This window comes from Nocardia colli (assembly GCF_008704205.1).
GTDB lineage: Bacteria > Actinomycetota > Actinomycetes > Mycobacteriales > Mycobacteriaceae > Nocardia > Nocardia colli.
This window is the reverse complement of sequence record NZ_VXLC01000004.1, coordinates 708,051-722,053: the sequence shown is the minus strand read 5'-3', so window position 1 is coordinate 722,053 and position 14,003 is coordinate 708,051. Positions and strand designations below refer to the sequence as shown.

General features: G+C 67.7%; 12 protein-coding genes. 7 read left to right on the top strand and 5 right to left on the bottom strand.

The window, feature by feature from the left end; translation table 11 throughout:
• Positions 1 to 9: 9 nt before the first annotated feature.
• Positions 10 to 2,280 (top strand): heavy metal translocating P-type ATPase, encoded by a 2,271-nt coding sequence (locus tag F3087_RS15335; RefSeq protein ID WP_150402562.1) that lies wholly within the window; start codon positions 10 to 12, stop codon positions 2,278 to 2,280.
• A 6-nt stretch (positions 2,281 to 2,286) separates the two neighbouring features.
• On the opposite strand, the gene F3087_RS15330 is transcribed toward F3087_RS15335, so the two are convergent.
• Positions 2,287 to 4,260 (bottom strand): cytochrome c oxidase assembly protein, encoded by a 1,974-nt coding sequence (locus F3087_RS15330; RefSeq protein ID WP_150402561.1) that lies wholly within the window; start codon positions 4,258 to 4,260, stop codon positions 2,287 to 2,289.
• 124 nt (positions 4,261 to 4,384) lie between these two features.
• Complete coding sequence (locus F3087_RS15325; RefSeq protein WP_150402560.1) at positions 4,385 to 5,215, bottom strand: mycofactocin-coupled SDR family oxidoreductase; 831 nt, start codon at positions 5,213 to 5,215, stop codon at positions 4,385 to 4,387.
• Positions 5,216 to 5,401: 186 nt separating this feature from the next.
• Here F3087_RS15325 and F3087_RS15320 point away from each other — a divergent pair, with 186 nt between their 5' ends.
• Positions 5,402 to 5,635, top strand: a complete 234-nt coding sequence (locus F3087_RS15320) for a hypothetical protein (RefSeq protein ID WP_150402559.1) — start codon at positions 5,402 to 5,404, stop codon at positions 5,633 to 5,635.
• Positions 5,636 to 5,641: 6 nt separating this feature from the next.
• On the opposite strand, the gene F3087_RS15315 is transcribed toward F3087_RS15320, so the two are convergent.
• Positions 5,642 to 6,940, bottom strand: a complete 1,299-nt coding sequence (locus F3087_RS15315) for a cytochrome P450 (protein WP_191093966.1) — start codon at positions 6,938 to 6,940, stop codon at positions 5,642 to 5,644.
• Between the two features lie 347 nt (positions 6,941 to 7,287).
• Here F3087_RS15315 and ctaD point away from each other — a divergent pair, with 347 nt between their 5' ends.
• Together ctaD and F3087_RS15305 are read left to right on the top strand one after the other, a co-directional pair.
• The gene (gene ctaD, locus F3087_RS15310; protein WP_191093996.1) at positions 7,288 to 9,039 is read left to right on the top strand and encodes an aa3-type cytochrome oxidase subunit I; all 1,752 of its coding nucleotides are present in this window, start codon (positions 7,288 to 7,290) and stop codon (positions 9,037 to 9,039) included.
• A gap of 61 nt (positions 9,040 to 9,100) precedes the next feature.
• Entirely contained in the window at positions 9,101 to 9,772 is a 672-nt protein-coding gene (locus F3087_RS15305; protein WP_150402558.1) for a class I SAM-dependent methyltransferase, read from the top strand.
• A 107-nt stretch (positions 9,773 to 9,879) separates the two neighbouring features.
• Here F3087_RS15305 and F3087_RS15300 read toward each other — a convergent pair whose 3' ends face one another.
• Positions 9,880 to 10,347 (bottom strand): hypothetical protein, encoded by a 468-nt coding sequence (locus tag F3087_RS15300; protein WP_150402557.1) that lies wholly within the window; start codon positions 10,345 to 10,347, stop codon positions 9,880 to 9,882.
• 148 nt (positions 10,348 to 10,495) lie between these two features.
• Here F3087_RS15300 and F3087_RS15295 point away from each other — a divergent pair, with 148 nt between their 5' ends.
• Both F3087_RS15295 and F3087_RS15290 read left to right on the top strand, forming a co-directional pair.
• Complete coding sequence (locus F3087_RS15295; RefSeq protein ID WP_150402556.1) at positions 10,496 to 10,879, top strand: lipocalin-like domain-containing protein; 384 nt, start codon at positions 10,496 to 10,498, stop codon at positions 10,877 to 10,879.
• 11 nt (positions 10,880 to 10,890) lie between these two features.
• Positions 10,891 to 11,271 carry a hypothetical protein gene (locus F3087_RS15290; RefSeq protein ID WP_150402555.1) on the top strand — a complete coding sequence of 127 codons (381 nt, stop codon included), beginning with the start codon at positions 10,891 to 10,893 and terminating at the stop codon, positions 11,269 to 11,271.
• Here F3087_RS15290 and F3087_RS15285 read toward each other — a convergent pair.
• Positions 11,258 to 12,085, bottom strand: coding sequence for an amidohydrolase family protein (locus tag F3087_RS15285; protein WP_150402890.1), 828 nt, complete (start codon positions 12,083 to 12,085; stop codon positions 11,258 to 11,260). The two genes, F3087_RS15290 and F3087_RS15285, sit on opposite strands and share 14 nt — an antisense overlap.
• A 343-nt stretch (positions 12,086 to 12,428) precedes the next feature.
• On the opposite strand from F3087_RS15285, the gene F3087_RS15280 reads away from it, so the two are divergent.
• Positions 12,429 to 13,949 (top strand): sensor histidine kinase, encoded by a 1,521-nt coding sequence (locus tag F3087_RS15280; protein ID WP_150402554.1) that lies wholly within the window; start codon positions 12,429 to 12,431, stop codon positions 13,947 to 13,949.
• The last annotated feature ends 54 nt before the right edge of the window (positions 13,950 to 14,003 follow it).

Below are 14,003 nucleotides of genomic sequence, written 5' to 3'. Positions count from 1 at the left end.
CGGAATTTCATGACCATCGAGCTCGAACCGATCGTTCGAACCGAAGCCCCCGAACCGAACCGCATCTCGCTGGCCGTCACCGGGATGAGCTGTGCGGCCTGTTCGACCCGGGTGGAGCGCAAGCTGAACAAGATCGACGGGATTACCGCGTCGGTGAACTATGCCACCGGGATCGCGACGATCGATGCGGTCGGGGAGATCACCGCCGAGCAGTTGTGTGCCGAGGTGGATGCGACCGGGTTCGGGGCGTCGCCGATCACCGACCGTTCCGAGCCGATCAGCTCGGCGCCCGAGGACGCGGCGGTCAACGATCTGCTGCGCCGGCTGGTGGTCGCGCTGATGGCGTTCTTCCCGCTGGCCGATCTGTCGGTCATGTTCGCCACCATCCCCAGTACCCGGTTCACCGGCTGGCAGCTGGTGCTCACCGCGCTCGCGCTACCCGTGGTGGCCTGGTCGGCGGCGCCGTTCCACCGCAAGGCTTTTGCCAACGCGAAAGCGGGGGCGGCCAGCATGGACACGCTGGTCTCGGTCGGCGTGCTGACCGCGACGCTGTGGTCGCTGGACACGATGTTCCTGCACCCCGACCGTTCCGGGCCCGCGCCCGACGGCGTCTGGGCGGCGCTCTGGGCCAGTGACGCGATCTACCTCGAGGTGGCGGCGGGTGTCACCGCATTCGTCTTGGCCGGAAGGTATTTCGAGGCGAAGGCCAAGCGATCGGCGGGCAGCGCGTTGCGGGCGCTCGCCGCGCTCGGCGCCCGCGAGGTCACCGTGCTGACCCGCGACGATCGCGAAATGCGGGTGCCCATCGGCGAACTCGTGGAGGGCCAGCGATTCGTGGTGCGCCCCGGCGAGACGATCGCGACGGATGGCCTTGTGGTGTCGGGTGAATCGAGCGTCGACGCCAGCGCGATGACCGGTGAATCGATCCCGGTCGACGTGCAGGCGGGCATGGCGGTGATCGGCGGCACCACCGCGCTCACCGGGCGGCTGATCGTGGAAGCCGCTGCGGTAGGGGCGGATACGAAGCTGTCCGGGATGATCCGCCTGGTCGAGCAGGCGCAGACTGGTAAGGCGCGGATGCAGCGGATCGCCGACCGGGTGTCGGCGGTGTTCGTTCCGTTCGTCTTCCTGGTGACGGCCTTGACCTTCGCGACCTGGTTGATCACCGGTTCCGGTGCTGGACGGGCGGGCGCCGCCGCGCTGGCGGTGCTGGTCGTGGCGTGCCCGTGCGCGCTGGGCCTGGCCATTCCCACCGCGCTGATGGTGGCGTCGGGACGCGGTGCGCAGCTCGGCATCTTCATCAAGGGCCATCAGGCGCTGGAAGCCACCCGCGACGTGGACACCGTGGTGCTGGACAAGACCGGGACCGTCACCAACGGCGCGATGAGCGTCGTCGCGGTGATCGAGCACGAATCGTTCGACGCCGCAGAGGTGCTGCGCCTGGCCGGTGCGGTGGAGGCGGCGTCCGAACACGCGGTGGCCGCGGCGATCACCCGGCACGCGCGCGCCGCGCTCGACGCCCTGCCCCCGGTCGAATCCTTCGAAGCCCTACCGGGATTGGGCGCGCGCGGCGTGGTGGACGGCCGCCGGGTGCTGGTCGGCCGGTCGCGGCTGTTCGACGATCAGTGCGTCGGCATCCCGCCGGAGATGAATCGCGCTGTCCGGCAACAGGAACGATCCGGACGCACGGTGGTGCTGGTCGCGGTCGACGGCACGGTCGTCGCGGTGATCGCGGTGGCGGACACGGTCAAGGAGACCGCGGCCGCCGCGATCGCCCGGCTGCACCGGCTCGGCCTGCGGGTCATGATGTTCACCGGCGACAACGCCTACGCCGCGCAGTCGGTGGCCGACGAGATCGGCATCGATGAGGTGGTCGCCGAACTGCTTCCGGAGGGCAAGGTCGAGCTGATCGCCCGCATGCAGGAACAGGGACGACGCGTCGTGATGGTCGGCGACGGCATCAACGACGGGGCCGCGCTGGCCACCGCGGATCTCGGCATGGCGATCGGCGCGGGCACCGACGTTGCCATCGCCGCCGCCGACGTGATCCTGGTGCGGGAGGATCTGGGCGCGGTCGCCGACGCCATCGAGCTCGCGCACGCCACGCTGCGCACCATCAAGGGAAACCTGGTGTGGGCGTTCGGCTACAACGTGATCGCCATCCCGATCGCCGCCCTGGGCTTGCTGAATCCGCTGATCGCCGGCGCGGCCATGGCGTTCTCGTCGTTCTTCGTGGTCTCGAACAGCTTGCGGCTGCGGCGAGTTCGCTTCAATCGCTGACCGGGCTCAGCGGCGGGTTTGGGCCAGCTGCTCCAGCATCGCGTTGTAGGCGGCGAGGTCGGAGTCGCCGTAGTCGTCGTCCTTGCGGTCGGTGCGGACGGCGGTGCGGCGGTCCTGAGCCACCCACTGGGTGAGTAGCGCGCCGACCACCAGCAGGATGGGGATTTCGCCGGAGACCCAGGCGATTCCGCCGCCGACGCGCTGGTCGGCGAGCAGGTCGATGTTCCAGGGCAGTTGCAGGTTGGTGTAGAAACGCGAGCCGATGACGGTGTTCATCGACATCACCGCGACGCCGAAGAAGGCGTGAAAAGGCATGACCGCGAACAGGACTCCGAGCCGGCCGAGATGCGGCAGGCGGCGCGGGCCGGGGTCGATGCCGATGATGCCCCAGTAGTAGAGGTAGCCGACGATGAGGAAGTGCACGTTCATCAGCACGTGACCCCAGTGGTAGCGGATCAGGCTCTCGAACAGCGGCGTGAAATACAGTCCGTAGAGCGAGATCACGAACAACGACAGCGCTGTCGCGGGATGCGCGATCACCGCCGTCGGTCGCGAATGCAGCACGGACAGCACCCATTCGCGCACGCCGTGCACCTGGCCGCGCTTGGCCGCCGGAACGGCGCGCAGCAGCAGGGTCACCGGTGCGCCGAGTACTAGAAGTACCGGCACGAACATGTTCAGGGCCATGTGCGTGATCATGTGCATGCTGAACATCGCGAACCCGTAGGTGCCGATGCCGGACGAGGTCGCGATCAGCAGGGCGAGGCAACCGCCGATCCACGACAGGGTGCGCCAGCGCGACCATTCGTCGCCGCGCCGCCACAACCGCAGCACGCCGAGCACATACAGGACGATCGCGGCCAAGGCGGCGGTGCCGAGTACGATGTCGAAGCGCCACAACGTGATCAGCCGCAGCAGGTTCGGGCGGTCGAACAGGTCGAAACCGAGGAACACCTCCTGCGCGGTGAACGATCGATCGGCGAAAGCCGGGGCGGGCTGTACCGCCATGGCCACCGTCGCGGCCAGCGAGACCGCGGAAAGCGCTCCGCTGCAAGCGATCAGAAAGGCAGTACGGGCACCGGGTTCACGGTGCTTCAGCACCACACGCATGGTCAGCGCGAGGCCGACGCCGACGGCGACGACCACCAATGCGAGCCGCCCGTAACCGGTGGTGAACACATCCGACCACGGCAGCAGGATCACCCACAGCACGAGCCCGCTGAGGGCGGCGGCCGCCACGCACAGCAGGGCGATCGTCGCGCCGCGGCGGACCGCGGTCTCCGCGTGTGACCCGTTGCGGCGCAAATGATCCGCGACGCACCACAGCAGTCCGGGCAGCACCGAGATCGCGAGCTGGAAGATGATCATCGCGCCGGTGCCGTAATCGTGATTCGGCCCCTCCCCCGCGTTGCCGACCATCGCGGGCGGCAGCACGCCGATGGCGGCCACCAGCAGCAGAACCACTGCCCCGTTCCAGGACAACAACATTCGCGCGCCCAGCGTCACCACGGCGGCCAGCACGGCGACCACGATCCATGCCTTCGGCTTCTCGCTCGCGTCGATCAGCGCACCGAGCGCGCCGATCCGGAACAACCCGGAGAAGGTCAGGCCGCCGACATTGGCCGCGGTCATCGGGATGAGCGCGAGCGCCGACAGCAACCACGTCAGTCCGGCCCGCTCGGCGAGTCGCAGCCCGGAATAGCCGTCGACGTCGAGGCGGCCGCGACCGGTGACCGCGGTACAGCACACCGAGTAGACCAGCGCACCGAGCGCGGTCGCACCGGCCAACCCGGCCACGACGCGCAGCAGCACGTAGGCGAGCACATCGGCGAAACCGGGATAGGCGGTGCCGGCGGCCCGATACGGGGCATCGCCCGCTTCGATCACCGACCCGAGGACGAGGGCAAGCAGAACCGCCGCCGCGACGAGCCGAACCAGGTGGACTGTCGAGCGTTTCACCTGCACGTTGCCGTCCACCATCCTCGAGAGCGAAAGTTTGCACCTGAACCAGGTCTCGCTGACCGGTCGGATGCGGCACCGGGAAAGTTCCGGCGCCGTGCGCACTGCGATGCGGGTCACATTCGCTCGACGGTGGAGCGCGCGCTCAGATGGTGTTGGCGCTCATCCCGCCGGAGATGGTCAGGGCCTCGCCGTTGAAGTGCCGCCCGCGCTCGGACACCAGCATCAGCACCGCGTCGGCGATCTCCTCCGCCGCGATCAGATCGGAGTTCGGCGGACCGGACGCGAACATCGCGGCCACGTCTTCCTCGGTGGGATTCTCCAGGTCCGGCAGCATCATTCGATACATCGCCGGATTCTGGATCATGGGCGTGTCCACGCCGCCGGGCAGCACCGCGTTGACCGAGATGCCGTACTCGACCACCTCCAGCGACAGCGACTTGACCAACCCGATCACGCCCCATTTCGCCGCCGCGTAGTGACCGGCGTTGCGCACGCCCATCCGGGCCACGATGGACGAGGTGGCGACGATGCGGCCCCACCGGCGCTCGATCATGTGCGGCACCACCGCGCGGAAGCTGTGGAAGACACCGGTCAGATTGACGTCGATCATGTCCTGCCACACCTCGTCGTCCATCTCGGCGATCACCGAGTTGGAGGCGATGCCCGCGTTGGCGACCAGGATGTCGATCCGGCCGAAGTCATCGATGGCGCGCTGGGCCACCGCGTTCATTTCGGTCTGGCTGCGCACGTCGGCTTTGAGCGGTACGCAACGGCGACCGGTCTCCTCGACCAGTTTCGCCGTGTCGGCCAGATCGGATTCCGAACTCATCGGATACGGCACGCTCGCCAGCTGCTCGGCGAGATCACAGATCACGATGTCCGCGCCCGCCGCCGCCAGCGCCACCGCGTGCGCACGCCCCTGACCTCGGGCTCCGCCGGTGATCACCGCGACTCTGTCGTCCAGATTCCCCATATCGGCCCCTCACCACATCGGTATTTTGTTCGGCCGAACTCATGCTTTCACGCGGGAATGACGTGTAGCTGCCGTTTACGTTCGTATTGTCCAGAACTACACACGAAACGTTCCGGGCCGATCCAGCGACGAAGGGAGTGCGCAGGCGCGCGTCCCAGCGCGCCCACAATGGTCCCAGGGGGCCAGATGACCGATTGTGAGTACTTCGCCGTGGATCTCGACCAGCTCGTTCGACCTTTCGACAGCACACCGACCGACTACGACGCGACCGTGGCCCGCTCGATCGACAGCCCGCGATTGCGCCGGCTGCTGAACACCGTGGTCGGGCTCTCGCACGACTCCATCGACCTACTGTCCACCATGAGTGACCGGCTGCGGGCGGTCGAGGGCATGCTCATCCGCGATCCGCTCGATTTCTGACCGGGTTCAGGCGGTCCGGCTGGTCGCCGCGGCCAGTCCGGGCGCGGCCGGTATCCGTTGGTAGCCACGGAGATTGACCAGCCCGCGGCGCTCCGGGCGGCCGGTGAGGCGCACCTCGGGGAAGCGCTCGTACAACGCGGACAACGCGACCAGGCCCTCCATTCTGGCCAGGCTGGCGCCGAGGCAGGAGTGCACGCCGCTGCTGAACGACAGGTGCTCGCGGGCGTTGGTCCTGGTCACGTCGAAGGTGCCGGGGTCGGCGAAGACCTTCGGATCGCGGTTCGCCGCGCCGAGCAGCAGCGAGACCAGTTCGCCGCGGGCGATCGGCTGACCGGCAATCTCCGTGTCGCACAACGCGGTTCGGGCGGTCATCTGCACGGGGCTGTCGTAGCGCAGGATCTCCTCGATCGCACCCGGCCACCGGTCCGGCTCGGCGCGCAGCAGGTCGAGCTGGTCCGGGTGCTGGTGCAGGGCCATCATGCCGTTGCCGATGAGGTTGACGGTGGTTTCGAAACCCGCGCCCGCGACCAGGGCGACGGTCGACTTCAGTTCGGGCATGGTCAGGTTGTCGCTGGCGGCGAGTTTGCTCAGGATGTTGTCGCCGGGCTCGGCGCGCAGCCGGGCGATGTGTCCCTCGGCGAAGGTCTCGCTCGCCTGTAAGGCGGCGGTGGCGCGGCGGAAGGCGCGCCAGGTGATGCCGACATCGAGCAGCGGCGCGCCCGCGTGCCCCATTTCGAGCATGTAGAACTGGTCTTCGCTTGGCACGCCGAGGATTTCGCAGATGATCGCGACCGGTAGGCGGCTGGCGAAGTCCTCGATCAGATCGGCGTCCGGGCGGGTGGCCAGTCCGGTGAGCAGTTCGTCGGTCACCTCGACGATGCGGTCGTGCAGCCGGCCGACCGCACGCGGGGTGAATTCCTGCGCGACGAGCTTGCGGTACCGGGTGTGCTCCGGCGGGTCGACCATCAGCATCGACGGCGGTTCGACCGGACTGGCCAATTTCGGGTCGGTCGCGCGGAGCAGGCGCCGTAGCGTGCGGGGCACATCCAGGGCTTCCGGCGGGGAGACGCCGAAGTTTTTGTCGCGCAGAATCTTTCGGCAGACTTCGTGGTCGGCGGAAACCCAGGTGAGCGGGGTGCGGACGATCGGGCCCTGCTCGCGGATGCGGTCGCCGAACGGGTAGGGGTTCGCTCCGGCGCGGTAGCCGGTCAGGATCTCGGCGAACGGATCACCGCGGCGCGCCCGCGTTCTGAGGTAGGTGCGCGGTACGGCGTGCAACACCGTCCAGCGAATCCAGTTCTTCATAGCGGCCCCCGCCTGTGGTCTCGGGTACTTCATGTTAGGCATCGAGGGTGCGCGGCGCATCGGTCCACGGTCGCAGACACGCCTGATATCCAGGGAGTATCAATTCGGCCCCTCGGCGAGGCGGGTTCCGTGCCGCAGAAGCCCAGTTGGGGAGCCACATTCGGCTCTGCCAGGGCTAACCTTCGGCAAAGTCGATCTAGGGGTGGCGTGAGACTGCTGTCACATGGTTTCGTTGATGCAGGCCGGTCGCGCCGGCCTTCAGCTGGACGGCGGTTCGGAAGGTGGCGGCGGCTGTGAGTGTGACGCAGACCGAACAACTTCAGGCGGTGCGACCGTATCCGCGGCGGATGGGGCCGAAGGGTTCCTACATCTGGAAGATGATCACGACCACCGATCCGAAGGTGCTCGGGATCATGTACCTGGTCACCGCGATGACGTTCTTCTTCATCGGCGGGCTGATGGCCTTGCTGATGCGTGGTGAACTGGCCAGGCCGGGGATGCAGTTCCTGTCCACCGAACAGTTCAATCAGTTGTTCACCATGCACGGCACGCTGATGCTGCTGTTCTACGCGACGCCGATCGTGTTCGGCTTCGCGAATGCCGTGCTGCCCTTGCAGATCGGCGCGCCCGATGTCGCGTTCCCGCGGCTCAACGCGTTCAGTTATTGGCTGTACCTGTTCGGCGCGACCATCGCGACCGCGGGCTTCATCACCCCCGGCGGCGCGGCCGACTTCGGCTGGACCGGGTACACGCCGCTGAGCACCTTCGAACACGCCCCGGGCGCGGGCGCCGACCTGTGGATCATGGGCCTGATCCTGTCCGGGCTCGGCACCATCCTCGGCGGCGTCAACATGATCACCACGATCATCTGCCTGCGCGCGCCCGGCATGATCATGTTCCGGATGCCGATCTTCACCTGGAACATCCTGATCACCAGCATCCTTGTGCTGCTTGCGTTTCCGATCCTGACCGCGGCGCTGTTCGCGCTGGCGATCGACCGGCACCTGGGCGCGCACATCTACGACACGGCCAACGGCGGAGTCCTGCTGTGGCAGCACCTGTTCTGGTTCTTCGGGCATCCCGAGGTGTACATCGTCGCGCTGCCGTTCTTCGGCATCGTCACCGAGATCTTCCCGGTGTTCTCGCGCAAGCCGCTGTTCGGCTACAGCGCGCTGGTGTACGCGACGATCTCGATCGGCGCGCTGTCGGTCGCGGTCTGGGCGCATCACATGTATGCGACGGGATCGGTTCTGCTGCCGTTCTTTTCGCTGATGACGTTCCTGATCGCGGTGCCGACCGGGGTGAAGTTCTTCAACTGGATCTTCACCATGTGGCGCGGGCAGTTGACCTTCGAGACGCCGATGCTGTTCTCCCTCGGCTTCCTGACCACCTTCCTGTTCGGTGGACTGTCCGGGGTCATCCTGGCCAGCCCGCCGCTGGATTTTCACGTCACCGACTCATATTTCGTTGTGGCGCACTTCCATTACGTGCTGTTCGGGACCATCGTGTTCGCGACGTTCGCCGGGATCTACTTCTGGTTCCCGAAGATGACCGGGCGGATGATGGACGAGCGGCTGGGCAAGTGGCACTTCTGGACCACGTTCGTCGGGTTCCACACCACGTTCCTGGTGCAGCACTGGGTCGGGGCCGAAGGTATGCCGCGGCGGTACGCCGACTACCTGCCGAGCGACGGCTTCACCACGTTGAACACGATCTCCACCATCGGCGCGTTCATTCTCGGCGGGTCGATGCTGCCGTTCATCTGGAACGTCTTCAAGAGTTACCGGTACGGGGAAGTGGTCACCGTGGACGATCCGTGGGGTTACGGCAACTCGCTCGAATGGGCCACCACCTGCCCGCCGCCGCGGCACAACTTCTACGAGCTGCCGCGCATCCGGTCCGAGCGGCCGGCGTTCGAGCTGCACTATCCGCACATGGTGGAGCGGATGCGGACCGAGGCGCACGCGGGCTGGGGGTCCGGTCATCGGTCGGCCATGCTCATCGAGGACCGTGCGGTCGCCGAGGAGAAGCAGGCTGCGGATCAGGAGACCAAGCCCTCGCTGGAGAAGCCCACCGATACCGGGATCACCCCGGAGTAGGTGTTGCCGAACCAGCAAAGAAGTTTGCCGTAACGGCTCCGTACGGGGCATCGTGGTTCGCATGACCGAGACACATACCCACGGCGGTGGCGGCAATCACACTCAGGCCGGTAGCGGCGACACGGTGGAGTTCTGGGAGAACTTCTACCAGGAGCGGGAACAGGTCTGGTCCGGCTCGCCCAACTTCCTGCTGGTCCGCGAAATGGATTCGGCCCCAGCCGGTTCCGCGCTCGACCTCGGGTGCGCCGAGGGCGCCGACGCGATCTGGCTGGCCGAGCGGGGCTGGAAGGTCACCGCGGTCGACGTCTCCGAGACCGCGCTCGCCCGTGCCCGGGCCCGCGCCGCCGAACAGGGCATCACCGACATCGACTGGCAGCAGCACAACCTCTACGAAACGTTCCCCACCGGCACCTTCGACCTCGTCACCGCCCAATACCTGCACTCCCCCGTCGCCAAGATCGACGAGCGCGCGGAAATCCTCCGCCGCGCCGCCGCAGCCGTGGCCCCCGGCGGCCAACTCCTCATCGTCGGCCACGCCGATTGGCCCTCCTGGGTAGAAACCCCACCCCACGACGTCCACTTCCCCACCACCGCCGAAGTCCTGACCGGCCTCGCCCTCACCCCCACCGAATGGACCGTCAAAACCGACGCCCTCGCCGAACGCGACCACACCGGCCCCGAAGGCCAACCCGGCGTCCGCCGAGACAACGTCCTCCGCATCCGCCGCCACTGAACCGGATCTACCTTGCCCCACAACTGAATACCACCTGGCCGTGCGATCACAGCGTCCTTGAACGCTCGATTCGCGCGGCCAGATCCGCGTCGACGATGAGCCTGCGCTCAGTGCAGGATGCTGTAGACGGCGGAGAGGATGAAGCCGTGGGGGCCGGTTTCGCAGTCGACGGTGCCTTGGTAGCCGACGCCGCAGGTGGTGTTGGCGAAGGTTACTTTGTGGCCTTCGGGGAGGATTTTGGCGCCGTTGGGGTGGGTGAAGGTGGGGTGGTCGGCGGTGACGAAGTGGGCGGGTTCGATGATGGAGGCGCGGATTTGGTTGGTGCCGGCGGGGGCGTCGAGGGAGACGGCGTCGCAGCCGACCGGGCCGCTGTTCCAGTGGAAGGCGCAGTTGCGGCCGTCGGGGGTGCGGAAGTAGAGGCCGCCGCTGTGTTCGGCGTCGGTGGCCAGGTATTCGGTGTAGTCGACCGGGGTCCATTCGTCGAGGTCGCCGGGTTGCGCCGTGGCCGGGCTCGCGGTTAAGGCGAGCGCTGCGGCAAGGGTCGGCAGTACGAGCAGGTGCGCACGCTTGAACATGATGGTCCTCCCTGGTCGGCGTCCTGCGGTCGTTGCAGTGCAGCGCGGATGCGGCGCCGGTTAGCAGGACTTTCGCCGGCACGGCCAGCGGCGTTAACCGCGATGCCGAACTGCGACGTTCGGCCGTGTCGCACAGCATGATGGACCCATGCGTGCGCTGGATCTGGCCGGAACCTGGGAGCTGACCGCCTATCTCGACACCGATGAGCAGGGCGTGATCAGCGAAGGGCCGCTCGGTCACGCACCGCGCGGGCTGCTCATCTACGGCGTAGACGGGCACATGTCGGTGAGCATGATGCGCACCGGCGAGGCCGAGCCGCTGTACAAGGGCTATGCGGGCACGTGGCGGATCGCCGAGGGGAAGATGGTGCACGGGATCACCGTGTGCACCAATCCCGAGTGGGCGGGCACCGAACAGGTGCGCGAGATATCGCTGGTCGGCGACACTTTGACGTTGACCGGGATCGTGCACGTGGGCGGACGTCCGCTACGCCGAGCGCTGACCTGGCGACGCATCCCCGCAACCGCCTGAGGAGGGCCACGATGACCCGGATCGCACTCGCGGCGCTGTTGACCTTGACCGTCTTGGGATCGGTGTCCGTCGGCGCCACAACCGCTGTCGCACAACAACTTCGACCCGAAAGGTTCGCGGTCACCGTTCGCCCGACCGTCCGCGAGACCGGCACCACCTACACCATCGACGGCACCGGCTGGGCGCACGACGCCACCGTGCACCTCTACGTCGACGGCTGGACTCGCGCGCCGAGCACCCGGAGCTGGGGCCAGGCCTACACCGACGCCCGCGGCAGCTTCCACCTCAGCCGCTTCGAACCGTTCGACCCCGGTGAATCGGGCAAACTCCAACTGTCCGTGGTGGATCCGGACACCGGCCATCGCAGCACGACCCCGATCAGCCTGCGCTGACCTCGTCCAGCCGGAACACCCGGCGCGCGTTGCCGGACAGGAACAGCTCGCGAACCTCGTTGTCCAGCTGCAGATCATCGAGTCCGGCGAGCGCCCGGTCCGGCATGATCATCGGGAAGTTGGTGCCGAATAAGACCTTCTCCCGGCCGTGTTTCTGCATATAGGCCACCAGCTCGGGCGGGTACCGGCGCACGGTGTACGCCGAGGTGTCGATGTAGACGTTCGGGTATTTCGTTGCGACCGCGATCATTTCGGTGGTCCACGGGTAGCCGATGTGGCCGCCGACGATGACCAGGTCGGGGAAGTCCAGGGCCACGTCGTCGAGGTACGGTATCGGCCGCCCGGTCTCCGAGCTGCGCAGCGGTCCGGTGTGCCCGACCTGGGTGCAGAACGGGATGCCGAGCTCGACGCACTCGGCGTAGAGCGGATAGTAGCGGCGGTCGTTGGGCGGCAGACCCCACAACCACGGCACGATGCGCAATGCCTTCATCCCCAATTCGTTGACCGCGCGGCGCAACTCGCGCACCGCGGCAACCGGCTTGCGTAGATCCACCGAGGCGACACCGACGAACCGGCCTGCGGATTCCGCGGCGAACGAGGCGACCTCGTCATTGGAGATCAGCACGCCCTCGGGCCCGTACCAGGCGCTGATCAACGCGGTATCCACACCCCCGGCGTCCATCGCGGCCACGGTCGCGGCGACCGGCGGCTGCTCGGTCGGCAGCGGCGCACCCCATCGGCGCAGCGAATCGAACATGTCGTGCTCCACCATCCGCACCGTCGGATGCTGCGCCCACGCATCGATGATCGTCATCGCCACTCCCGCTGATCGGTCGGTCACCGCAGCTCACGCTAGCCAGAACGGCGGCCCGCCCCGCCGGGATTCGAGGAATTCACCCGCGCGATCGAACTCGCGAAAATTCGTGGGGTGACCGGCGCACCGAATGGGTACTAGTTCTCTACGCCGGATCAGCGCTGACCGGCTCGAGCCAACTGGCCCGGGTGTCCGCGACGCAACGGCGCGGTGCGGACGCCCCTGGTCGGCCCGCTCACAGCAGATACCCAGCTCGCTCGCAGCTCGGCCAGCGGTAGCGCCGCGATCATGGGCAGATGATCGGAGTTGGTCAGCTGCCGTGCGCACGGCAAACGAGCCGGACATGAACGCGCGCGCCAGGCTGTCACGCCGGGTGGCGTCGGTTCCGCTCCGGATCGGACTGGTGATCGCGCTGCTCGTGCTCACCGCGTCCGCGCTGCTCGCCTCGGGAGCGGCGGTGACGTCGGCCTTGAGCCAATCGCTGACCCAGCGGACCGACGAGCAACTCTCTGACGCGGCCCGCGGCTGGGCGCAGCCCCGGCCGATGAAGCAGGTTCGGACGAACGATGGTGCGCTGCAATGGGTACCGGCCGATCTGCCCGGCCCGCTACCGCAACCGCGATCGGTAGCCGAGCAGCCGCGCCGCTTCTTCGAGCTGCACAAAAGCGCCGGCGGGCAGGTGCTGTTCGAGGTGCCCGGCGGCGGAAACGCCTCGGGGATACCGGATCTCAGCGCGCAGTCCGGTGACGCGCCGACGACGGTCGGCTCGGCCGGCGACTCGTCCCTGCACTGGCGGGTATTGACCACCTCGAACCAATTCGGCTCGACCACCATCGGTTTGCCGCTGACCGACAATCAGGAGACGGTCTCGCGCTTGATCTTCTTCGAGATCGCCACCGGCACCATCGCTCTGGTCGCCCTGGGCGTGGTCGGCTACCTGGTGATCCAGCGCAGCCTGCGGCCGCTGCGCGAGGTGGAGGTCACCGCGGCCGCGATCGCGGGCGGTGACCTGCACCGCCGGGTTCCGGTGCGCGGCGTGGACACCGAGGTCGATCATCTCGCCCGCTCGTTGAACGAGATGCTCGCGCAGATCCAATACGGCGTCGCGGCGACCGAGGCGTCGGAGGAGGCGGCCCGCAGATCCGAGGCGAAGATGCGCCGGTTCGTCGCCGACGCCAGCCACGAACTGCGCACGCCGCTGACCACCATCCGCGGCTTCGCCGAGCTGTATCGGCAGGGCGCGAGCACGGACGCCGGCCTGGTGGTCGGGCGGATCGAGTCCGAGGCCGAACGGATGGGCCTGCTGGTCGAGGACCTGTTGCTGCTGGCGCGATTGGACGAAAAGCGCCCGCTGGAGCGCAAACCGGTGGATCTGCTGACGCTGGCCGGCGATGTGGTGCACAACGCGCAAGCCCTCGCCGCCCGCCAGCAGCCGACGCCCACTTCGCCGGAACGCCGCATCGGCGTGGTGGTGGACACGGGCGAGGGCACGCTGGACGTGATCGGTGACGAGCCGCGCCTGCGTCAGGTGCTCACCAACCTGCTCGGCAACGCCGTCGCCCACACCCCGCCGGAGGCCGCGGTCATGGTGCGGCTCAAGCCTTTTCGTGACGAGGTCCGCGTCGATGTGATCGACTCCGGGCCCGGCCTGTCCCCCGATGCCGCCGCCCGGGTCTTCGAACGCTTCTACCGCACGGACACCTCGCGGACCAGGGCGAGCGGCGGCAGCGGACTCGGGTTGTCGATCGTGCACGCGCTGGTCGCGGCGCATGGCGGGCGGGTCACGGTGCACAGCGCACCGGGCGAAGGGGCCGTCTTCACCGTCGTGCTGCCGCGGGGATCAGCCTGCGACGCCGCAACCTGACCGTCGCACAATCGATCTCGGCCGCACGAACTCGAGCGAAGGCGCGGTCGCCCG

Bases quoted from the DNA above. Each gene is read 5' to 3' on its own strand.
- F3087_RS15315 (WP_191093966.1), bottom strand. From the start codon at position 6,940: ATGAAGAACTGGATTCGCTGGACGGTGTTGCACGCCGTACCGCGCACC.
- F3087_RS15285 (WP_150402890.1), bottom strand. From the start codon at position 12,085: ATGACGATCATCGATGCGTGGGCGCAGCATCCGACGGTGCGGATGGTG.
- F3087_RS15335 (WP_150402562.1), top strand. From the start codon at position 10: ATGACCATCGAGCTCGAACCGATCGTTCGAACCGAAGCCCCCGAACCG.
- F3087_RS15330 (WP_150402561.1), bottom strand. From the start codon at position 4,260: ATGGTGGACGGCAACGTGCAGGTGAAACGCTCGACAGTCCACCTGGTT.
- F3087_RS15325 (WP_150402560.1), bottom strand. From the start codon at position 5,215: ATGGGGAATCTGGACGACAGAGTCGCGGTGATCACCGGCGGAGCCCGA.
- F3087_RS15290 (WP_150402555.1), top strand. From the start codon at position 10,891: ATGACCCGGATCGCACTCGCGGCGCTGTTGACCTTGACCGTCTTGGGA.
- F3087_RS15280 (WP_150402554.1), top strand. From the start codon at position 12,429: ATGAACGCGCGCGCCAGGCTGTCACGCCGGGTGGCGTCGGTTCCGCTC.
- F3087_RS15300 (WP_150402557.1), bottom strand. From the start codon at position 10,347: ATGTTCAAGCGTGCGCACCTGCTCGTACTGCCGACCCTTGCCGCAGCG.
- F3087_RS15295 (WP_150402556.1), top strand. From the start codon at position 10,496: ATGCGTGCGCTGGATCTGGCCGGAACCTGGGAGCTGACCGCCTATCTC.
- F3087_RS15320 (WP_150402559.1), top strand. From the start codon at position 5,402: ATGACCGATTGTGAGTACTTCGCCGTGGATCTCGACCAGCTCGTTCGA.
- ctaD (WP_191093996.1), top strand. From the start codon at position 7,288: ATGGGGCCGAAGGGTTCCTACATCTGGAAGATGATCACGACCACCGAT.
- F3087_RS15305 (WP_150402558.1), top strand. From the start codon at position 9,101: ATGACCGAGACACATACCCACGGCGGTGGCGGCAATCACACTCAGGCC.